Source organism: Pseudomonas sp. HMSC057H01 (assembly GCF_001836405.1).
In the GTDB taxonomy this organism is placed as follows: Bacteria; Pseudomonadota; Gammaproteobacteria; order Pseudomonadales; family Pseudomonadaceae; genus Pseudomonas; species Pseudomonas aeruginosa.
In genome coordinates this window covers 212,662-232,453 of record NZ_KV828379.1, presented here as the reverse complement: position 1 = coordinate 232,453, position 19,792 = coordinate 212,662, and the positions used below count along the sequence as shown (strand labels likewise).

The 19,792-nt window shown below is 67.1% G+C and carries 19 protein-coding genes; 16 read left to right on the top strand and 3 right to left on the bottom strand.

Annotated features, from left to right (window positions below):
- Nucleotide 1: 1 nt before the first annotated feature.
- From HMPREF2581_RS01520 to HMPREF2581_RS01450, 15 genes are all read left to right on the top strand, one after another.
- Entirely contained in the window at nt 2-517 is a 516-nt protein-coding gene (locus HMPREF2581_RS01520) for a chemotaxis protein CheW (RefSeq protein ID WP_003137965.1), read from the top strand.
- On the top strand, nt 514-1,782 hold the full coding sequence (locus tag HMPREF2581_RS01515; protein WP_003137966.1) for a CheR family methyltransferase: 1,269 nt from the start codon (nt 514-516) through the stop codon (nt 1,780-1,782). Before HMPREF2581_RS01520 ends, HMPREF2581_RS01515 begins: the two co-directional genes overlap by 4 nt.
- The gene (locus HMPREF2581_RS01510) at nt 1,775-2,464 is read left to right on the top strand and encodes a chemotaxis protein CheW (RefSeq protein WP_003103738.1); all 690 of its coding nucleotides are present in this window, start codon (nt 1,775-1,777) and stop codon (nt 2,462-2,464) included. Before HMPREF2581_RS01515 ends, HMPREF2581_RS01510 begins: the two co-directional genes overlap by 8 nt.
- On the top strand, nt 2,461-4,770 hold the full coding sequence (gene wspE / locus HMPREF2581_RS01505) for a Wsp signal transduction system sensor histidine kinase WspE (protein WP_003137967.1): 2,310 nt from the start codon (nt 2,461-2,463) through the stop codon (nt 4,768-4,770). Before HMPREF2581_RS01510 ends, wspE begins: the two co-directional genes overlap by 4 nt.
- On the top strand, nt 4,767-5,774 hold the full coding sequence (gene wspF / locus HMPREF2581_RS01500) for a Wsp signal transduction system protein-glutamate methylesterase WspF (RefSeq protein WP_003092534.1): 1,008 nt from the start codon (nt 4,767-4,769) through the stop codon (nt 5,772-5,774). Before wspE ends, wspF begins: the two co-directional genes overlap by 4 nt.
- A 107-nt stretch (nt 5,775-5,881) precedes the next feature.
- Nucleotides 5,882-6,925 carry a Wsp signal transduction system regulator diguanylate cyclase WspR gene (gene wspR, locus HMPREF2581_RS01495; RefSeq protein WP_003092531.1) on the top strand — a complete coding sequence of 348 codons (1,044 nt, stop codon included), beginning with the start codon at nt 5,882-5,884 and terminating at the stop codon, nt 6,923-6,925.
- A 122-nt stretch (nt 6,926-7,047) separates the two neighbouring features.
- A protein-coding gene (prfB, locus tag HMPREF2581_RS01490) for a peptide chain release factor 2 (RefSeq protein WP_010895661.1) occupies nt 7,048-8,143 on the top strand; the annotation gives its coding sequence in 2 pieces (ribosomal slippage) (nt 7,048-7,119 and nt 7,121-8,143; 1,095 coding nt in all).
- Nucleotides 8,144-8,323: 180 nt separating this feature from the next.
- The gene (lysS, locus tag HMPREF2581_RS01485; RefSeq protein WP_003092523.1) at nt 8,324-9,829 is read left to right on the top strand and encodes a lysine--tRNA ligase; all 1,506 of its coding nucleotides are present in this window, start codon (nt 8,324-8,326) and stop codon (nt 9,827-9,829) included.
- 211 nt (nt 9,830-10,040) lie between these two features.
- Entirely contained in the window at nt 10,041-10,754 is a 714-nt protein-coding gene (locus HMPREF2581_RS01480) for a TetR/AcrR family transcriptional regulator (RefSeq protein ID WP_003092520.1), read from the top strand.
- 96 nt (nt 10,755-10,850) lie between these two features.
- Nucleotides 10,851-11,402 (top strand): hypothetical protein, encoded by a 552-nt coding sequence (locus HMPREF2581_RS01475; RefSeq protein WP_003137968.1) that lies wholly within the window; start codon nt 10,851-10,853, stop codon nt 11,400-11,402.
- An 8-nt stretch (nt 11,403-11,410) separates the two neighbouring features.
- The gene (locus HMPREF2581_RS01470) at nt 11,411-12,706 is read left to right on the top strand and encodes a flavohemoglobin expression-modulating QEGLA motif protein (RefSeq protein ID WP_003092515.1); all 1,296 of its coding nucleotides are present in this window, start codon (nt 11,411-11,413) and stop codon (nt 12,704-12,706) included.
- A gap of 68 nt (nt 12,707-12,774) precedes the next feature.
- Nucleotides 12,775-13,521: a TIGR00266 family protein gene (locus HMPREF2581_RS01465; protein ID WP_003092512.1), complete on the top strand. Its 747-nt coding sequence runs from the start codon at nt 12,775-12,777 to the stop codon at nt 13,519-13,521.
- Entirely contained in the window at nt 13,518-14,423 is a 906-nt protein-coding gene (locus HMPREF2581_RS01460; RefSeq protein ID WP_003110625.1) for an alpha/beta hydrolase, read from the top strand. The genes HMPREF2581_RS01465 and HMPREF2581_RS01460 overlap by 4 nt, the downstream gene beginning before the upstream one ends.
- Complete coding sequence (locus tag HMPREF2581_RS01455; protein ID WP_003092509.1) at nt 14,420-14,743, top strand: PA3694 family proteiin; 324 nt, start codon at nt 14,420-14,422, stop codon at nt 14,741-14,743. Before HMPREF2581_RS01460 ends, HMPREF2581_RS01455 begins: the two co-directional genes overlap by 4 nt.
- Nucleotides 14,740-15,261: an O-acetyl-ADP-ribose deacetylase gene (locus HMPREF2581_RS01450; protein WP_003137969.1), complete on the top strand. Its 522-nt coding sequence runs from the start codon at nt 14,740-14,742 to the stop codon at nt 15,259-15,261. Before HMPREF2581_RS01455 ends, HMPREF2581_RS01450 begins: the two co-directional genes overlap by 4 nt.
- A 75-nt stretch (nt 15,262-15,336) precedes the next feature.
- Here HMPREF2581_RS01450 and HMPREF2581_RS01445 read toward each other — a convergent pair whose 3' ends face one another.
- The 3 genes from HMPREF2581_RS01445 to HMPREF2581_RS01435 form a co-directional block, all read right to left on the bottom strand.
- Nucleotides 15,337-16,122, bottom strand: a complete 786-nt coding sequence (locus HMPREF2581_RS01445; RefSeq protein WP_003092499.1) for a lipotoxin F family OmpA-related lipoprotein LptF — start codon at nt 16,120-16,122, stop codon at nt 15,337-15,339.
- Between the two features lie 48 nt (nt 16,123-16,170).
- Nucleotides 16,171-16,575, bottom strand: coding sequence for a DUF4398 domain-containing protein (locus HMPREF2581_RS01440; protein WP_003092495.1), 405 nt, complete (start codon nt 16,573-16,575; stop codon nt 16,171-16,173).
- A 401-nt stretch (nt 16,576-16,976) separates the two neighbouring features.
- Complete coding sequence (locus HMPREF2581_RS01435) at nt 16,977-19,205, bottom strand: heavy metal translocating P-type ATPase (RefSeq protein ID WP_003137970.1); 2,229 nt, start codon at nt 19,203-19,205, stop codon at nt 16,977-16,979.
- A gap of 113 nt (nt 19,206-19,318) precedes the next feature.
- Between HMPREF2581_RS01435 and cadR the strand changes: the two genes are divergently transcribed.
- Nucleotides 19,319-19,789: a Cd(II)/Pb(II)-responsive transcriptional regulator gene (gene cadR, locus HMPREF2581_RS01430; RefSeq protein WP_003092490.1), complete on the top strand. Its 471-nt coding sequence runs from the start codon at nt 19,319-19,321 to the stop codon at nt 19,787-19,789.
- The last annotated feature ends 3 nt before the right edge of the window (nt 19,790-19,792 follow it).

Here is a 19,792-nt window from a genome sequence, read left to right as displayed (position 1 = left end):
TGTGACCGTGTCCCGCTCCACCGGCGATCATCGACGCACCAGCAAGCTGTTCCTGCTGTTCCGCATGGAAGGCGACCGCTATGCCCTGGATGCCCGCGAAGTGGTCGAAGTGCTGCCGCTGCTGCGCCTGAAGCGCATTCCGGAGGCGCCGGAATGGGTCGCCGGGGTGTTCTCCCATCGCGGCGTCCTGGTCCCGGTGCTCGACCTCTGCGCAATGGCCTTCGGCCGCGCGGCGCTGGCCCGCACCAGCACGCGCATCGTGCTGGTCGAATACCGCGCCCGCCAGGACCGAGAGCCGGTCTGGCTCGGACTGATCCTCGAACAGGCCACCGATACCCTGCGCTGCGAACCGTCGGCGTTCCGCGACTATGGCCTGGACAACGGCGGGGCCCGCTATCTCGGCCCGGTCTATGAAGGACCACGGGGACTGGTGCAATGGGTGCGGGTCGAGGCATTGCTGCCCGACGAAGTGCGCGCCCTGCTGTTCCCGCCGGAGTGCGGCGAGGGGGCGGCATGAACGATCGCTTCGAACGCCTGCTCAAGAGCAGGATCGGCCTGGATGCCAGCTCGGTGGGCAGCGCGGTGATCGAGCGCGCGGTACGCCAGCGCATGAGCGGCCTCGCGCTGCACGACGAGGACGAATACTGGATGCGCCTGAACGGCTCGCCGGGCGAGGTGCAGACGCTGATCGAAGCGGTGGTGGTGCCGGAGACCTGGTTCTTCCGCTACCCGGAGTCGTTCACCACCCTCGCCAGGCTGGCCTTCGAGCGCCTGCCGAGCCTGGGCGGCGGACGCGCGCTAAGGATCCTCAGCCTGCCCTGTTCCACCGGCGAGGAGCCGTATTCCATCGTCATGGCCTTGCTCGATGCCGGGCTCTCCGAGTACCTGTTCGAGGTCGACGCCCTGGACGTCAGCGCTCGGGTGATCGAGCGCGCCAGCCTCGGGGTGTACGGCAGGAATTCCTTTCGCGGCGATGAACTGGGGTTTCGCGACCGCCATTTCAGCGAGGTTGCCGATGGCTACCAGTTGGCCGAGCAGGTTCGCCGCAAGGTGCGCTTCCGCTGCGGCAATTTGCTCGATCCCGGGCTACTGGCGGGCGAGGCACCCTACGATTTCGTGTTCTGTCGCAACCTGCTGATCTATTTCGACCGCCCGACCCAGAGCGAGGTGGTCGAGGTGCTCAAGCGCCTGTTGCGGCCGGACGGCGCGATGTTCATCGGACCAGCCGAGGCGAGCCTGCTCAGCCAGCATGGCATGCAGCCGATCGGCGTGCCGCTGTCTTTCGTGTTCCGCCGGACCAGCGAGGCGCCCCGCGGCGCGCGGCCCAAAGCGGTGAGCGACGGAGCGCGCCCGGTCGTTGCCGCCGCCGTGGAGCGTGCGAGTATTCGGCCTTCGCCGCCGCCACCGGCGAAACCGCGCCAGCGGCTGTCCAGCCTGGTTCCGCCAGCCAGCGGCCAGCCCCTCGCCAGTCCCGTCGGCGAGTTCGACGAAATCGCCCGCCTGGCGGATGCCGGCCAGCACCGCGAGGCGCGCGCCGCCTGCGAGCGCCAACTGGCCGCGCGTGGGCCGTCGGCCACGGTCTTCTACTGGCTCGGGCTGCTCAGCGATGTCGCCGGGCAGGAGCAGGAAGCCCAGGATTTCTACCGCAAGGCCCTGTACCTGGAGCCGCAGCACGCCGAGGCGCTGGCGCACCTGGCGGCGCTGCTCGCCGCTCGCGGCGACCATGCCGGCGCCCGGCGCCTGCAGCAACGTGCGGCCCGTGGAGTGAACAAAGATGGTTGAGGCGAGCCTGACCTTGCTCGATACCCAACAGGTGGATGACTGCTGGAACCGCATCGGCGTGCATGGCGACAAGTCCTGCGAACGCCTGGCCGAGCATGTCCATTGCCGCAACTGCGAGGTTTACGCTGCCGCGGCGACCTACTTGCTGGACCGCATCGCCCTGCGCCAGGACCAGCTCGACAGCGCCGAAACGATGGACAGCCAGCGCGAACAGAGCGACCTCGGCGAGACGCGTTCGATCCTGGTGTTCCGCCTGGGCGAAGAGTGGTTCGGCCTGGCCACCGGCAGCCTGGTGGAAGTGGCGCCGATGAATCCTATCCATTCCCTGCCGCACCAGCGCTCGCGCGCCCTGCAAGGGGTGACCAACGTGCGCGGCGCGCTGGTCGCCTGCCTTTCCCTCGGCGAACTGCTGGATCTCGAACCCGGCGCCGCGCCGGTCAGCGAGCGCCGGGTGGTTCCGCGCATGCTGATCATTTCCGCCGCCGGCGGTCCGGTGGTGGCGCCGGTGGAGGAAGTCGACGGCATCCATGCGATTCCGCTGGCGCGGATACTGCCGCCCAACCACGCCGACGGCCAGGCCTCGCGCCGGCACGTGGCCGGCGTGCTGCAATGGCGTGAGCGGAGCATCACCCTGCTCGACGAAGGCCCTCTCCTGCAAGCCGTAGCGCGGAGCCTGGCATGACCCCGGACCAGATGAGAGACGCGTCGCTGCTCGAGCTGTTCCGGCTCGAGGCGGAGGCCCAGACCCAGGTGCTCAACGCCGGCCTGATGGCGTTGGAGCGCAGCCCGACCCAGGCCGACCAACTGGAAGCCTGCATGCGCGCCGCGCACTCGCTGAAAGGCGCGGCGCGGATCGTCGGGCTGGACGCCGGCGTGCGCGTGGCGCACGTCATGGAGGATTGCCTGGTGGAGGCGCAGGACGGACGCCTGCTCCTGCAATCGGAACATATCGATGCGTTGCTCCAGGGCTGCGACCTGTTGCTGCGTATCGGCACCCCGCCCGCCGGCGACGCAGGCTGGGCCGAAGACGCCGGGCGGGAAGAGATCGACGGTCTGGTGCAGCGCCTCGAAGGCCTGGTGCGCAGCGGCCTGCCGCTGGCCCGCGCGGAGCTGCCGGCGACGACTCCCGGCCTGCCGGAAGCGGCCCCCGAGGCGCCGCCAGCGGCGTCAGCGGCCGCCAGCGACGACAACGACGAGGAGCCCGCCGGGCAGGCGGGCGGCGAACAGGCCGAGGAGCGCCGCAGCCGGGTCCTGCGGGTCACCGCCGAGCGCCTGGACCGGCTGCTGGATATCTCCAGCAAGTCGCTGGTGGAGTTCCAGCGCATCAAGCCGCTGGCCGATTCCCTGCAACGCCTGCGTCGCCTGCAGTCCAGCGCCAGCCGCGCGCTCGACGTGGTACGCGAGACGGTCCAGGAAACCGCCCTCGACCCGCAGGCCCAGGCCATGCTCGGCGAGGCGCGGCAACTGATCGGCGAATGCCAGCAGATGCTGGTGCAGCACATCGCCGATCTCGACGAGTTCGCCTGGCAGGGCGGCCAGCGCGCCCAGGTGCTCTACGACGCGGCGCTGGCCTCGCGGATGCGACCGTTCGCCGACGTCCTTAGCGGCCAGGCGCGGATGGTTCGCGACCTGGGCCGCTCGCTGGGCAAGCAGGTGCGCCTGCTGGTCGAGGGCGAAAGCACCCAGGTCGACCGGGATGTCCTGGAAAAACTCGAAGCGCCGCTCACCCACCTGCTGCGCAATGCCGTCGATCACGGTATCGAGGCGCCGGAAACCCGCCTCGCCGCCGGCAAGCCGGCCGAGGGCAGGATCACCATCCGCGCCCGCCACCACGCCGGCATGCTGGTCCTGGAACTGAGCGACGACGGCGGCGGCATCGATCTGCAGCGCCTGCGCGAGACCGTGCTCAATCGCCAGTTCGCCACCGCCGAGACCGCGGCGCAATTGAGCGAGGAGGAACTCCTGGCGTTTCTCTTCCTGCCCGGCTTCAGCATGCGCGAGCAGGTCACCGAGGTGTCCGGTCGCGGCGTCGGACTGGACGCCGTGCAGCACATGGTCCGCCAGTTGCGTGGCGGCGTGCGCATGGAGCAACGCCAGGGGCAGGGCACGCTGTTCCACGTCGAGGTGCCGCTGACCCTGTCCGTGGTGCGCAGCCTGGTGGTGGAGATCGGCGAGGAGGCCTACGCCTTTCCGCTGGCGCACATCGAGCGCATGTGCGAGCTGGAGGCGGAGGAGATCATCCAGCTCGAAGGGCGCCAGCACTTCTGGTACGAGGGTCGCCATGTCGGCCTGGTCTCGGCTGCGCAACTGCTGCAGCGGCCCGAGAGCAGCCGCACCGAAGGGGCTATCCCGGTAGTGGTAGTGCGCGACCGCGATGCGGTCTACGGCGTCGCCGTGGAGCGTTTCGTCGGCGAGCGTACCCTGGTGGTGATGCCTCTCGATCCGCGCCTGGGCAAGGTGCGCGACGTTTCCGCCGGCGCCTTGCTGGACGACGGTTCGCCGGTGCTGATCCTGGACGTCGAGGACCTCCTGCATTCGGTCGGCAAGTTGCTCAGCAGCGGCCGCCTGGAGCGCATCGATCGCAGCCGGCGGCAGGCCGGCGGGGCGCAACGCAAGCGCATCCTGGTGGTCGACGACTCGCTCACGGTGCGTGAGCTGGAACGCAAGCTCCTGCTCGGCCGCGGCTACGACGTGGCAGTGGCGGTGGATGGCATGGACGGCTGGAACGCCCTGCGCTCGGAGCATTTCGACCTGCTCATCACCGATATCGACATGCCGCGCATGGACGGTATCGAACTGGTCACCCTGGTGCGTCGCGACAGCCGCCTGCAGTCGCTGCCGGTGATGGTGGTGTCCTACAAGGATCGTGAGGAGGACCGTCGGCGCGGTCTCGACGCCGGCGCCGACTATTATCTGGCGAAGGCCAGTTTCCACGATGAGGCCTTGCTGGATGCCGTCGTCGTCCTGATCGGAGAAGCACAGGGTTGAGGATCGGAATCGTCAATGACATGCCGTTGGCCGTCGAGGCGCTGCGCCGCGCGCTGGCCTTCGAGCCGCAGCACCAGATCGTCTGGGTCGCCAGCAACGGTGCCGAGGCGGTGACCCAGTGCGCCGCCGATACGCCCGACGTGGTGCTGATGGACCTGCTCATGCCGGTGATGGACGGCGTCGAGGCAACTCGTCGGATCATGGCGGAAAGTCCTTGCGCGATCGTGATTGTTACCGTCGATATCGAGCAGAATGTGCACCGGGTTTTCGAAGCGATGGGATATGGGGCGCTCGATGCGGTGAACACGCCGGCGCTGGGCATCGGCAACCCGCAAACGGCGGCGGCGCCGTTGTTGCGCAAGATTCAGAACGTCGGCTGGCTGATCGGCCAGCGCGATAACCGTGGCAAGGTCCAGGTGGTGCCGCCGAAGGCCGGCGGGGCGCGCCAGCGTCTGGTGGCGATCGGCGCCTCGGCTGGCGGTCCGGCGTCGCTCGCGGTGTTGCTCAAGCAACTGCCGGCCAGTTTCAATGCCGCGGTGGTGCTGGTGCAGCATGTCGACGAGGTATTCGCCGCCGGCATGGCCGAATGGCTGGCCAGCGAATCGAAGCTGCCGGTGCGCCTGGCGCGCGATGGCGAGCCGCCGATACCGGGGCAGATCCTGCTGGCGGGGACCAACAATCACATCCGCCTGCTGCGCAACGGTTCGCTGGTGTACACCGCCGAACCGCGTTCTTTCGTCTACCGGCCGTCCATCGACGTGTTTTTCGAGAGCGTGGCGAATTATTGGCGTGGCGATGCCGTGGGCGTGCTGCTGACCGGCATGGGCCGCGATGGCGCCCAGGGCCTCAAGCAGATGCGCGAGCGCGGCTTCCTCACCATCGCCCAGGACCAGGCCAGTTGCGCGGTCTACGGGATGCCGAAGGCCGCGGCGGCGATCGATGCCGCGGTGCAGATCCTTTCCCTGGAAAAGATCGCCCCGCGCCTGGCGGAGGTATTCGATTAGCCGGGCGCGAGTCCGGCCAGGCGCCAGGGTAGGCGCCGGCGCCCGCCGTGGCGGTGCGTGGAACAGCATTCAATTTGATACGAGGGGCCCCGGTCCCGGAGAGAAACATGCACAACCCTCATGAGAGCAAGACCGACCTGGGCGCCCCTCTGGACGGCGCGGTCATGGTACTGCTTGTCGATGATCAGGCCATGATCGGAGAGGCTGTGCGTCGCTCGCTGGCGAGCGAGGCGGGCATCGACTTCCACTTCTGTTCCGATCCGCAGCAGGCGGTGGCGGTGGCCAACCAGATCAAGCCGACGGTGATCCTCCAGGACCTGGTGATGCCCGGCGTCGACGGCCTCACGCTGCTCGCCGCCTACCGCGGCAACCCGGCGACCCGCGACATCCCGATCATCGTCCTGTCGACCAAGGAAGAGCCGACGGTGAAGAGCGCGGCGTTCGCCGCCGGCGCCAACGACTACCTGGTCAAGCTGCCGGACGCCATCGAGCTGGTGGCGCGGATCCGCTACCACTCGCGTTCGTACATCGCCCTGCAGCAACGCGACGAGGCCTATCGGGCGCTGCGCGAGAGCCAGCAGCAGTTGCTGGAGACCAACCTGGTGCTGCAGCGGCTGATGAACTCCGACGGCCTGACCGGGCTCTCCAACCGTCGTCACTTCGACGAATACCTGGAGATGGAGTGGCGCCGCTCGCTGCGCGAGCAGTCGCAACTGTCGCTGCTGATGATCGACGTGGACTATTTCAAGAGCTACAACGACACCTTCGGCCACGTCGCCGGCGACGAGGCCCTGCGCCAGGTCGCCGGGGCCATCCGCGAGGGCTGCAGTCGCTCCTCGGACCTGGCGGCGCGCTATGGCGGCGAGGAGTTCGCCATGGTCCTGCCGGGCACCTCGCCGGGCGGCGCGCGGCTGCTGGCGGAAAAGGTCCGGCGTACGGTGGAGAGCCTGCAGATCAGCCACGACCAGCCACGCCCGGGCTCGTACCTGACCGTCAGCATCGGCGTCAGCACCCTGGTGCCGGGCGGCGGCGGACAGACCTTCCGGGTTCTCATCGAGATGGCCGACCAGGCGCTCTACCAGGCCAAGAACAATGGCCGCAACCAGGTTGGCCTGATGGAACAGCCGGTGCCGCCAGCCCCGGCGGGCTGAGTGGCGCGCGGCGGCCATGCGTCGCCGGCCGGCATTAAATAGAGGCCGGCGTACTGCCCGCAGGGCGCAAGTACAGTATACTTCGCAGCTTTTCGACGTTTTCCCGCGAGTGAGCGCCAGCCATGGAAATCAACCCGATCCTCAACAGCATCAAGGACCTCTCCGAGCGCACCCAGACCATTCGGGGGTATCTTTGACTACGATCAGAAGCATGATCGCCTGGTCGAAGTAAACCGCGAGCTCGAAGACCCCAACGTCTGGAACAACCCCGAATACGCCCAGAACCTCGGCCGCGAGCGCGCCCAGCTGGCGCAGGTGGTGGAAACCCTGGACGACCTGACCAGCGGCCTGGCCGATTCCCGCGACCTGCTGGACATGGCGGTCGAGGAAGACGACGAGGGCGCCGTCGACGACGTTGCCAACGAAGTCGAGCGTCTGCGCGAGATCCTCGAGAAGCTGGAGTTCCGCCGCATGTTCAGCGGCGAGATGGACCCGAACAACGCCTACCTGGACATCCAGGCCGGCTCCGGCGGCACCGAGGCCCAGGACTGGGCCAACATGCTGCTGCGCATGTACCTGCGCTGGGCCGACAAGCACGGCTTCGACGCCACTATCATCGAGCTGTCCGAGGGCGAGGTCGCCGGCATCAAGGGCGCCACCGTGCACATCAAGGGCGAGTACGCGTTCGGCTGGCTGCGCACCGAGATCGGCGTGCACCGCCTGGTGCGCAAGAGTCCGTTCGACTCCGGCAACCGTCGCCACACCTCGTTCACCGCGGTGTTCGTATCGCCGGAAATCGACGACAACATCGAGATCGAGATCAACCCGGCCGACCTGCGCATCGATACCTACCGCTCCTCCGGCGCGGGCGGTCAGCACGTGAACACCACCGATTCGGCGGTGCGGATCACCCACGTGCCGACCAATACCGTGGTGGCGTGCCAGAACGAACGCTCCCAGCACGCCAACAAGGACACCGCGATGAAGATGCTGCGGGCCAAGTTGTACGAGCTGGAAATGCAGAAGCGTACCGCTGCGTCCCAGGCCCTGGAGGACTCCAAGTCCGACATCGGCTGGGGCCACCAGATCCGCTCCTACGTGCTCGACCAGTCGCGGATCAAGGACCTGCGTACCGGTATCGAACGCAGCGACTGCGACAAGGTGCTCGACGGCGATCTAGACGAGTACCTCGAAGCCAGCCTCAAACAGGGGCTGTAAAGCTGCTGCGCCTGGCCAGGCCGCGTTGGAAAATGGTTCGGACTGCTCGTTTTTTACGATCGTGAACTCCGTGTCCTCGCCATTTCCCGCCTTGCCTGGCCGGCGTTCGCTACGCTTTTCGCCCCTGTTGCGCAATCCGTTTCCACAGGCAAGAGAGCCTAACCAGGAACCACCAAGACCATGAGCGACCAACAACTCGACCAGCACGAACTGCAACAGGAAGAAAACAAGCTGATCGCCCAGCGCAAGGAAAAACTTGCCGCCGTGCGCGAAGCCCGGGCCATCGCCTTCCCCAACGACTTCCGCCGCGACGCCTACTTCGCGGACCTGCAGAAACAGTACGCCGACAAGACCAAGGAAGAGCTGGAAGCCGCAGCGATCCCGGTCAAGGTGGCCGGTCGGATCATGCTCAACCGCGGTTCCTTCATCGTCCTCCAGGACAGCAGCGAGCGCCTGCAGGTCTACGTCAACCGCAAGACCCTGCCGGAAGAAACCCTGGCCGAGATCAAGACCTGGGACCTGGGCGACATCATCGGCGCCGAAGGCGTGCTGGCCCGCTCGGGCAAGGGCGACCTGTACGTCGACATGACCAGCGTGCGCCTGCTGACCAAGTCGCTGCGTCCGCTGCCGGACAAGCACCATGGCCTGACCGACACCGAGCAGCGCTACCGCCAGCGCTACGTCGACCTGATGGTCAACGAGGAAACCCGCCACACCTTCCGCGTGCGCTCCCAGGTCATCGCCCACATCCGCCGTTTCCTCAGCGAGCGCGGTTTCCTCGAAGTGGAGACCCCGATGCTGCAGACCATCCCCGGCGGTGCCGCGGCCAAGCCGTTCGAGACCCATCACAACGCGCTGGACATGGCCATGTTCCTGCGCATCGCCCCGGAGCTGTACCTCAAGCGCCTGGTGGTCGGCGGTTTCGAGAAGGTCTTCGAGATCAACCGCAACTTCCGTAACGAAGGCGTCTCGACCCGGCACAACCCCGAGTTCACCATGCTCGAGTTCTACCAGGCCTACGCCGACTACGAAGACAACATGGACCTGACCGAGGAACTGTTCCGCGAACTGGCCCAGGCGGTACTCGGTACCACCGACGTGCCCTACGGCGACAAGGTCTTCCACTTCGGCGAGCCGTTCGTGCGCCTGTCGGTGTTCGATTCGATCCTCAAGTACAACCCGGAGATCAGCGCCGCCGACCTCAACGACGTCGAGAAGGCGCGGGCCATCGCCAAGAAGGCCGGCGCCAAGGTCCTCGGCCACGAAGGCCTGGGCAAGCTGCAGGTGATGATTTTCGAGGAACTGGTGGAGCACAAGCTGGAGCAGCCGCACTTCATCACCCGCTACCCCTTCGAGGTTTCGCCGCTGGCCCGCCGCAACGACGAAGACCCGAGCGTCACCGACCGCTTCGAGCTGTTCATCGGCGGCCGCGAGATCGCCAATGCCTATTCCGAGCTGAACGACGCCGAGGACCAGGCCGAGCGCTTCATGTTGCAGGTCAAGGAGAAGGACGCCGGCGACGACGAGGCGATGCACTACGACGCCGACTTCATCAATGCCCTGGAATACGGCATGCCGCCGACCGCCGGCGAAGGCATCGGCATCGACCGCCTGGTGATGCTGCTGACCAACTCGCCGTCGATCCGCGACGTGATCCTGTTCCCGCACATGCGCCCGCAGGCCTGAGCGCCGCAACAGTCCATGGAAAAGCCGCCTTCGGGCGGTTTTTTCATGGCCGCGCGGTGTCCCGGCCGCCGGGCCAGGGGCCGATAGCCGCCGATCCGCCGGCTGACCACGGGAGGTGCGGGTGGGATCGGAGATTCCCCGGTAGCGGCCGATTGATTCCACGCGAAAAAGTCCGAACAATGCCCCATCGTCCGCGAGCGGAGGAAACACCGTGTCCCGAGTAGCTCCCAGAGACAGCGCCGCGCAGGCCGCCAGCGCGGTAGCCGAAAGCGTTCGTTACCAGGGCCGCAAGGCCAGCCGCCAGGGCAGCGAGCAGCGGCGCCAGGCGATTCTCGATGCCGCCATGCGCCTGATCGTCCGCGACGGCGTACGGGCCGTGCGCCACCGCGCGGTGGCCGCCGAGGCCCAGGTGCCGTTGTCGGCCACCACCTACTACTTCAAGGACATCGACGATCTCATCACCGACACCTTCGCCCTCTTCGTCGAGCGCAACGCAGAGGCGCTGTCGGCGTTCTGGAGCAGCGTGGAGGGCGACCTCCAGGAGATGGCCGCGGTGCTGGCCGACGACCCCGGCGCCCGTGGCTCGCTGGTGGAACGGATCGTCGAGCTGGCCGTGCAGTATGTCCAGGTCCAGCTCACCGAGCGCCGCGAGCACCTGCTGGCCGAACAGGCCTTCCGCCAGGAGGCGTTGCTCAACCCGCGCCTGCGCGAACTGGCCGATGCCCACCAGCGGATTCTCTCCCTCGGCGCCGTGCATTTCTTCCAGGTGCTCGGTTCCGGGCAGCCCGAGCAGGACGCCAAGGTGTTGACGTCGATTATTCTGCAGATGGAATATCAGGGCCTCGTGGACGGGGTCGAGCAACTGGCCGTGGACGAAATGCGCGCCATACTCAGACGGTACCTGAATCTGGTCATGGGCCTGTGACCTGAGCGTCAACCCCGCCATGGCGGGGTTTTTCATACCCGAACCTTCCCTCGGCCAGCCGGTCGCAGGTTGCGGAGGGTTCCTAAGGAGCGTGTGATGAAAGCCTGGCGTTGCCTGGTGGTCCTGAGTTTCCTGCTGTTGGGCGGTTGCCTGGTCACCTTCAAGGAGCCGATACCGCCGCGCGAGGCGGCGCCGAGCCACCTGCTCGGGACCTGGAGCCGCGAGAACGAGTGGAAGGAAGAACAATTCCTGGAGATCACCCGTTCCGGCAGCAATGTCTACCGCGCGGTCAGCTACGTGGACAGCAAGGACAACACCGAGAGCCTGGAGGACTACGGCTTCACCGTCTCCCACCAGGGCAAGCGCTGGTACCTGTCGGCCGGCCTGCCGAAGAGCCTGGGCGGCAACTTCGTCATCGCCGGCTTCGAGATCACCGACGGCGACGAACTGGTGATCTACAACCTCGACGTCGAGCGCATCGTCGAGGACCTCGGCGCCGGCCAGCTCGACGGCGAGACCGTCGACAGCGAGCAGGGCAAGGGCGCGCTGGTGCGCAGCCCGCTGGCGAAGGTCTTCGACTACCTGAACGATCCCGCCAACTCCGACGTGTTCGTCGAGGCCGCCCGCTTCCAGCGGGTCACCCAATGAGATTGCCGATGAGCCAGCGCAAGGCGCAGAACGACTATCAGAAGATCATCCGCTCCCTGTCCGATCGCATCGTCGAGGCGCAGACGCCGATCCGCGTGCTGGATGCGATCAAATGGGACGACGGGATCCGCCAGGACTTCCTCAAGGGCCGCGGCAAGCATGCGCCGAAGGTCGACCGCGGCTACTACGACAGCCGCCCGCTGGCCTTCGACGCCAGCGCCAAGAAGCAGGAATTCCAGAACATCGAGCGCGACATCACCCGCCAGTTGGGCCAGTTCAACCCGGTCGGGCAGATCATGCGGCGGATGTGCAAGGAATACCGGATGGTCATCCGCATGCTCGAGGCGCGCGGCACCCCGGACCTCGGGCTGATCTCCCAGGAACTCTACGGCTCGGCCTCGGACGCCTTCCATGCCGGTGATCCGACCCTGGCCGACCTCGGCCTGATGCTCTCCGACTACCTGAACAACATCGCCGACCGCGGCGATCTCAAGGACGAACCCAAGACCCTGACCGCCAAGGAGGTCGTGCCGATCCTCCAGGCGCGGCTGAACACCGTGTTCGGCGAGGAGGAGGGCACCATCCGCGTGTTCGAGTCCGACGGCATCGTCGCCGACGCGGCGGCCGGCGCCGACTACATCAAGGTGCGCGCCGACGCCCTGTTCAACGAGCGCGACGTGCGCGCGCTGGAGGTCCACGAGGGCCTGGTGCACGTCGGCACCACCCTGAACGGCCTGAGCCAGCCGATCTGCACCTTCCTCGCCAAGGGGCCGCCGTCCTCCACCGTGACCCAGGAAGGCCTGGCGATCCTGATGGAGGTGATCGCCTTCGCCTCCTACCCGACCCGCCTGCGCAAGCTGACCAATCGCACCCGGGCGATCCACATGGCCGAGGAGGGCGCCGATTTCCTCGACGTGTTCCACTTCTATCGCGAGCAGGGCTACAGCCTGGAGGACAGCTACCAGAACGCCAGCCGGGTCTTCCGCGGCTCGACCCCGGATGGCCTGCCGTTCACCAAGGACCTGTCCTACCTGAAGGGCTTCATCCTCATCTACAACTACATCCAGCTCGCCGTGCGCAAGGGCAAGCTCGAACAGATCCCCCTGCTGTTCTGCGGCAAGACCACCCTGGAAGACATGCGCACCCTGCGCCAACTGGTGGACGAGGGCCTGGTGGCGCCGCCGAAGTACCTGCCGCCGCAGTTCCGCGACCTCAACGCGCTGTCGGCCTGGATGTGCTTCTCGAACTTCCTCAACCACCTCAGCCTGGACCGCATCGAAGCGGACTACGCAAACATTCTCTGACCGTTCCCCGCCGTGCCGGTCTTTCCCGGTGCGCGCGGGCGGTCGGCCGGCAAGCAAGGAGAACGGCGATGGCCAGCCACGAACTCGACTACCGCATCCTCGGCGAATCCATGCAGACCGTGGAGATCGAACTCGATCCCGGGGAAACCGTGATCGCCGAGGCCGGGGCGATGAACTACATGACCGGCGACATCCGCTTCACCGCGCGGATGGGCGACGGCTCCGACGGCAGCCTGCTGGGCAAGCTGTGGAGCGCCGGCAAACGCAAGCTCGGTGGCGAGTCGGTGTTCATGACCCACTTCACCAACGAAGGCCAGGGCAAGCAGCACGTGGCCTTTGCCGCGCCCTATCCGGGCAGCGTGGTGGCGGTGGACCTGGACGATGTCGGCGGGCGCCTGTTCTGCCAGAAGGACTCGTTCCTCTGCGCGGCCTATGGCACCCGGGTCGGCATCGCCTTCGCCAAGCGCCTGGGCGCCGGTTTCTTCGGCGGCGAGGGCTTCATCCTGCAGAAGCTCGAGGGCGATGGCCTGGTCTTCGTCCACGCCGGCGGTACGCTGATCCGCCGCCAGTTGAATGGCGAGACGCTGCGGGTCGACACCGGTTGCCTGGTGGCCTTCACCGATGGCATCGACTACGACGTGCAACTGGCCGGCGGCCTGAAGAGCATGCTGTTCGGCGGCGAAGGATTGCTGCTGACCACCCTCAAGGGCAGCGGCACCGTCTGGCTGCAGAGCCTGCCGTTCTCGCGCCTGGCCGGGCGCATCTACGACGCCACCTTTCGCGCCCGCGAAGAGGTAAGGACCAACAACGGATGAAGCGCCTGCTGATCCCGCTGCTGGTACTCGGCGCGCTGTTCCTCGGTGGTTGCAGTTCGCTGCTGTTCTATCCCGAGCCGGTGGTGCAGATCACCCCGGCGCGCGCCGGGCTGGAGTACCGCGACGTCACCCTGACCACCGCCGACGGCGTGCGCCTGCGTGCCTGGTGGCTGCCGGCGAAGAAAGGCGTGCCGGTGAAAGGCACCGTGCTCTACCTGCACGGCAACGGCGGCAACCTGTCCTGGCACCTCGGCGGCACCTGGTGGCTGCCCGCCGAGGGCTACCAGGTGCTGATGCTCGACTATCGCGGCTACGGCCAGTCGGAGGGCGAGCCGGGACTGCCGGAGGTCTACCGCGACATCGACGCGGCGTTCGCCTGGCTCGACCAGGCGCCGGAGGTGAAGGGCACCGAGCGCGTGCTGCTGGGGCAGAGTCTCGGCGGCGCGCTGGCGATCCACTACCTGGTCGAGCATCCGCAGCGCCAGGGCCAGTTCAAGGCGCTGGTGTTCGACGGGGTACCGGCGAGCTACCGCGGCATCGCCCGGCACATGCTGGACGGTTCCTGGCTGACCTGGCCGCTGCAGGTGCCGCTGTCCTGGCTGGTGCCCGACGACGACAGCGCCATCCATTCGGTGGCGCGGCTTTCTGGCGCACCCATGCTGTTCTTTCACAGTATCGACGATACCATTGTGCCCCTCGAGAACGGCATCGCCCTGTACCGCCAGGCGCGGCCGCCGAAGGTCCTGCAACTGACCCGAGGCGGCCACGTGCAGACCTTCGCCGAAGCGACCTGGCAGGAAGTGATGCTGCGCTTCCTCGACGATCCCCATGGCTTCACCGGCCTGCGCCGGCTGGCCGAAATCCCGAACCGCGAATCCGCGAAACCCGAAGGCAATCCATGAGCGACCGTAACGTACTCCCCTGCATCCTGACCGGCATCGGTACCATCTTCGTCACCGTCGGCGTGCTCTGGTACTACGGCTACCTGCATTTCGCCAAGCCGCAGGACGCCCTGTTGCTGGCCGACTTCACCATGCTGAAGAGCCTGCCCGGCGAAGATGTGAAGCTGTCCCTGGAGCCGGCCAAGCAGGTCGCGCAGTGCATCGATGGCGTCCTGGTGCTGTTCGACACCGAGCAGAAGGGCCTTTCCGGCGTGCTGGTGGACAACAGGAAGCACGCCGTGCGCTGCGCCGGACAGGAAGTCCCGCAGGAAGTGAAATGACCGAGGTCCGCGTCTGGCAGGGGGACATCACCCGTCTTGCGGTGGATGCCATCGTCAACGCGGCGAACTCCTCGCTGCTCGGTGGGGGCGGGGTCGACGGCGCCATCCACCGCGCCGCCGGCGCCGAGCTGGTGTCGGCCTGCCGCCTGCTGCACGGTTGCAAGACCGGCGAGGCGAAGATCACCCGCGGGTTCCGTCTGCCGGCGGCCCACGTGATCCACACCGTCGGCCCGGTCTGGCGCGGCGGCGACAACGGCGAAGCGGAGCTGCTGGCCAGCTGCTACCGGCGCAGCCTGGCTCTGGCCGAGCAGGCCGGGGCGGCCAGCGTCGCGTTCCCCGCCATCAGCTGCGGCATCTACGGCTATCCCTTGGAGCAGGCCGCGGCCATCGCCGTCGAAGAGGTCTGCCGGCAACGCCCGGCGCACAGCAGCCTGGAGGAAATCGTCCTGGTTGCCTTCGATAGCTCGATGGCCGAGCGCTACCAGCGCTTACTCGGCGAGCGGCCTGTGGCCCGCTGATACCTGGAAAGCTCAAGCCCCGCCCATGAAAAAGCCCCGCCGGATGGCGGGGCTTTTGGGCTTCCGTAGGGCTTATCAGCCGCTGACGGAGGAGCGTGGCGCGACCGGCTTGGCGTCGTTGGAAATGGTGACTTCCACCCGACGGTTCATGGCACGGCCGGAGCTGGTGCCGTTGCTGGCCACCGGATATTCCTTGCCGTAGCCACGGGTGGCTACGCGTTCCGGGCTGATGCCGCGGCTGAGCAGGGCCATGCGCACCGAGTCGGCACGACGCTCGGACAGGCGCTGGTTGTAGTTGGCGGAACCGGTGCTATCGGTGTAGCCCTCTACGATCACCTGGCGCTCCGGGTTCTGCTGGAGGAACTCGGCCAGTTGCTGGATGTTGCGCATGGCGCCGGGCTTCAGGTCGGACTTGTCGAGATCGAACAGCACGTCGCCGAAAGTCACCATGGTGCCGCGCGAGGTCTGCTTGGCATTCAGCTGGCTGCGCAGCTTGTCCAGTTGCGCGGTGCGCGCGTCGAGGCGGGCCTGGGCGCGCTGGGCGGAGGCGTTCTGCAGCTGCGCCTCGGCATTGCGCAGGACGATGGTCTGCTTGGCCAGTTCGATGCGCTGGTTGGTCAGGTAGGCCAGTTGGTCCACGTCGCGCTGGTCTTCGCCATCCTGGTAGGCCTTGTCGGCCTTGGCCAGCCAGTCGCCGGCGTCCTTGGTTTCCAGGGCCGCGACCTTGGTCGCGTCGGGCTGCGACTGCAGCGCGGAGAAGTTGCTGCGGGCCTGTTCCAGGTTGGCGTTCGGCGGCGTGGAGCAGGCGGCCAGCGCCAGGGCCAGCAGGGATACGGCGGGGAGGGCAATGTACTTACGCATAGGGGTCATCCTTAATCACGAATCGACGAAAGAAGGGCGGAATCCGGCTTAGTGCTGCGTATCGCGCATGCCTTCCTCACGCAGTTCCATGACGCCCTGCTGGGCATCCTTCACGGCTTTCTGCGCCTTGGCGGCCTGGGTCTTGCGCTCGGCGACCCGGGCGTCCCACTCGGCCTGCTGCGCCAGGCGCTTGGCCTGGTCGTATTCCTTGTCGTTCATGGCGATGCGCGCCTGGCTCAGCTTGTCCTGGGCGGACTTCATCTCGACCGGGGCATATTCCGGGCCGCCGGCGCTTACCGCGTTATTCACCGCGGACTCGGTCACGGCGAACTGCTCGGTCGGCGGGTTGCCGGCGCAGCCGGCCAGGACCAGGCTGCTGCCTACGGCCAGCAGGGCCAGCTTGAGGCCACGCAGGGAACCGGTGTGTTGCTTGCTCATCGCTTTTTGCTCCATGGGAAATTTCCTCTGACAGGGATGCTGATTCCTTGGCTTTCATCTCTGGCCATTACCGTGGGCGCGTTTCCGGCCCTCCGGTCTTTTCTTCCTGCTCACTGAGCAAGCCTCTGCCAGGCCTCTGTTTCAGGGGCTTGGCGATTGGCCATGTACTTTTAGTGACTCCCCCGCTGGTTCAGGGGTTCAAAAAAAAATCTGAAATTTTCTGACTGAACAGTCGGCTTCCGGCGTGGTCGCGGAACGCCGTCGCTCGTCATGAAAGCTCGTCGTACGGGGCTTTCGACCGTGAAGCGGGCAACCACGGCAGCGTTCCCAGCAGGTATGCCATCGCCTGCTTGTGCTTTTCCCAGGGCAGAAAAAAGCCCCACCTGAGTGGGGCTGGAGGAGGCCAGTGGGGCCTTTCAGAAACGCTTGCGCAACAGTCGCAGACCGTTGAACACCACCAGCAGGCTGGCGCCCATGTCGGCGAATACCGCCATCCACAGGGTGCCTTCCCCGGCCAGGGTAAGGGCGAGGAACACCGCCTTGATGCCCAGGGCCAGGGTGATGTTCTGGACCAGGATCGCGTGGGTGGTGCGCGACAGCCGGACGAATTGCGGCAACTTGCGCAGGTCGTCGTCCATCAGCGCGACGCCGGCGGTCTCGATGGCCGTGTCGGTGCCCGCCGCGCCCATGGCGAAGCCGATGTCGGCGCGGGCCAGGGCCGGCGCGTCGTTGATCCCGTCGCCGACCATGCCGACCCGCGAGCCGTCGGCCTGGCGCGCTTCCACTTCACGCAGCTTGTCCTCCGGCAGGAGGTTGCCGCGAGCTGCGTCGATGCCTACCTGGGCAGCGATGGCGGCTGCGGTGTGCGGGTTGTCGCCGGTGAGCATCAGGGTCTTCACGTCCAGCGCGTGCAGCTCGCGGATCGCCTCGCGGCTGCTGTCCTTGACCCCGTCTGCGACGGCGAACAGGGCCCGCACGCGCTGCGGATCGCACAGCGCGATGACCGTCTTGCCCTGGCGCTCCAGGGCGTCCAGGCGCTCTTCCAGGGCCGGCGAGCAGAGGCCCAGTTCCTCCACCAGGCGATGGTTGCCGAGGTGGTAGAGGACGCCGTCGATGCGTCCGCTGACGCCTCGTCCCGGCAGGGCGGCGAGGTCCTCGACCACGCCCAGGGCAAGGCCGTCTTCTTCCGCTGCGTTGGCCACGGCGCGCGATACCGGGTGGTCGGAACGCGCGGCCAGGCTGGCGGCGAGCAGGCGTGCATCCGTCCCGTCAGCCTCCGCGATCGGCAGGTAGTCGGTCTGTTGCGGTTTGCCATGGGTGATGGTGCCGGTCTTGTCGAGGGCGACCCAGGACAGCTTGCGCCCGAGTTCGAGGAACACCCCGCCCTTGATCAGGATACCCAGGCGCGCCGCGGCGGAAAGGCCGCTGACGATGGTCACCGGGGTGGAGATCACCAGCGCGCAGGGACAAGCGATCACCAGCAGCACCAGGGCGCGGTAGATCCAGTCCAGCCAGGCGCCGCCGAACAGCAGCGGCGGCAGCACCGCGGTGGCGAGGGCGATGAGGAATACCACCGGGGTGTAGACGCGGGCGAAACTGTCGACGAAACGCTGGGTCGGTGCGCGGGAACCCTGGGCTTCCTCCACGGCGTGGATGATCCGGGCCAGGGTGCTGTCGTCGGCGCGGCGGGTGACGCGGTACTCCAGCGCGCCCTCGCCGTTGATGCTGCCGGCGAACACCGGCTCGCCGACCTCCTTCTCCACCGGCAGGCTTTCGCCGGTGATCGGCGCCTGGTTGACGCTGGAGCGGCCGCTGGTCACCTCGCCGTCGAGGGCGATGCGTTCGCCGGGCTTCACGCGCACGGTGGCTTCCAGTTCCACTTGCTTGGCCGGCAGTTCCTTCCATTCGCCGCCGACCAGCACGGTGGCCTGTTCCGGAGCCAGTTGCAGCAGGCCGCGGATGGCGTTGCGCGCGCGATCCAGGGACTTCGCCTCGATCAACTCGGCGATGGCGAACAGCACGCTGACCATCGCCGCTTCCGGCCACTGGCCGATGAGCACGGCGCCGGTCACGGCGATACTCATCAGGGCGTTGATGTTCAGGTTGCGGTTCTTCAGTGCGATCCAGCCCTTGCGGTAGGTCGGCAGGCCGGCGCCGAGGATGGCCAGCAGGGCGAGGCCGGCGACCACCCAGTCCGGCGCCAGGCCGAACCATTCGACGATCTCCGAGGCCAGCGCCATCGCGCCGGCCAGGGCCAGCGGCCACCAGGGCTTCGCCGGCGCTTGCGAGGGGCCGTCGGTATTTTCGCCGGCATCCAGCGGCACCGCCTGCATGCCGAGGCCGGCGATCAGCTTCTGCAGCGGCTCGACGCTGTCGAAGCGATGCTGGACGCGCAGCAGGCGCTGCATCAGGTTGAATTCCAGCGACTCCACTGCCGGCTGGCGACCGAGGGCGTCGCGGATCAGGCGTTCCTCGGTCGGGCAGTCCATCGCTTCGATGCGCAGGTCGCTCCAGCGCAACTCGGCGTTGCCGGCCAGGGTTCCGATGGCGGCCACCGCCGGGCGAGGCGCGTGGCGGTGCCCATGATCATGTCCGTGACCGTGACCGTGACCGTGACAGCAAGTGTCGGCGTGTTCGTGGCTCATGGAAACAATTCCCGTTTGACGTGTTGGGTGCGATTGCACACCCTGTAGCAACTACAGAGTCAAGCGGTACTGCCAATTCGGGTAGCCGCGTCGGCGATTGGAGGAGGGTTGGCATGAAGATCGGTGAGCTGGCGAAGAGAACCGGTTGCCCGGTGGAGACCATCCGCTACTACGAGCGCGAAGGCCTGTTGCCCGAGCCCGCGCGTAGCGAAGGCAACTATCGGCAATACACCCTGGCGCATGTCGAGCGCCTGTCGTTCATCCGTCACTGCCGCTCGCTGGACATGACCCAGGAGGAAATCCGTACCCTGCTGGCGTTGCGCGACCGTCCCGAGGCGGATTGCGGCACCGCCAACCGGCTGATCGACGAGCACCTGCATCACGTCGAGGTGCGCATCGCCGAACTCCAGGCATTGCGCGAGCAACTGCAGGATCTCGGCTCACGCTGTACGGTCGCCGGCAACAGCCAGGCCTGCGGCATCCTCCGCGAACTGGAGCAGCCCGCGCCGCTGTCGCCTATCCCCGAGGAATGCGCCGAGGCCGGGCACATGCACGTTCCCGGCGTGCACCGCCGGCATGGCTGAAGT

Excerpts from the sequence above, each read along its gene's own strand:
- wspE (WP_003137967.1), top strand. The coding sequence starts at position 2,461 with ATGACCCCGGACCAGATGAGAGACGCGTCGCTGCTCGAGCTGTTCCGG.
- HMPREF2581_RS01450 (WP_003137969.1), top strand. The coding sequence starts at position 14,740 with ATGACCGAGGTCCGCGTCTGGCAGGGGGACATCACCCGTCTTGCGGTG.
- HMPREF2581_RS01475 (WP_003137968.1), top strand. The coding sequence starts at position 10,851 with ATGAAAGCCTGGCGTTGCCTGGTGGTCCTGAGTTTCCTGCTGTTGGGC.
- HMPREF2581_RS01510 (WP_003103738.1), top strand. The coding sequence starts at position 1,775 with ATGGTTGAGGCGAGCCTGACCTTGCTCGATACCCAACAGGTGGATGAC.
- lysS (WP_003092523.1), top strand. The coding sequence starts at position 8,324 with ATGAGCGACCAACAACTCGACCAGCACGAACTGCAACAGGAAGAAAAC.
- HMPREF2581_RS01445 (WP_003092499.1), bottom strand. The coding sequence starts at position 16,122 with ATGCGTAAGTACATTGCCCTCCCCGCCGTATCCCTGCTGGCCCTGGCG.
- HMPREF2581_RS01440 (WP_003092495.1), bottom strand. The coding sequence starts at position 16,575 with ATGGAGCAAAAAGCGATGAGCAAGCAACACACCGGTTCCCTGCGTGGC.
- HMPREF2581_RS01465 (WP_003092512.1), top strand. The coding sequence starts at position 12,775 with ATGGCCAGCCACGAACTCGACTACCGCATCCTCGGCGAATCCATGCAG.
- wspR (WP_003092531.1), top strand. The coding sequence starts at position 5,882 with ATGCACAACCCTCATGAGAGCAAGACCGACCTGGGCGCCCCTCTGGAC.
- cadR (WP_003092490.1), top strand. The coding sequence starts at position 19,319 with ATGAAGATCGGTGAGCTGGCGAAGAGAACCGGTTGCCCGGTGGAGACC.
- HMPREF2581_RS01455 (WP_003092509.1), top strand. The coding sequence starts at position 14,420 with ATGAGCGACCGTAACGTACTCCCCTGCATCCTGACCGGCATCGGTACC.
- HMPREF2581_RS01515 (WP_003137966.1), top strand. The coding sequence starts at position 514 with ATGAACGATCGCTTCGAACGCCTGCTCAAGAGCAGGATCGGCCTGGAT.
- HMPREF2581_RS01460 (WP_003110625.1), top strand. The coding sequence starts at position 13,518 with ATGAAGCGCCTGCTGATCCCGCTGCTGGTACTCGGCGCGCTGTTCCTC.
- HMPREF2581_RS01470 (WP_003092515.1), top strand. The coding sequence starts at position 11,411 with ATGAGCCAGCGCAAGGCGCAGAACGACTATCAGAAGATCATCCGCTCC.
- HMPREF2581_RS01435 (WP_003137970.1), bottom strand. The coding sequence starts at position 19,205 with ATGAGCCACGAACACGCCGACACTTGCTGTCACGGTCACGGTCACGGT.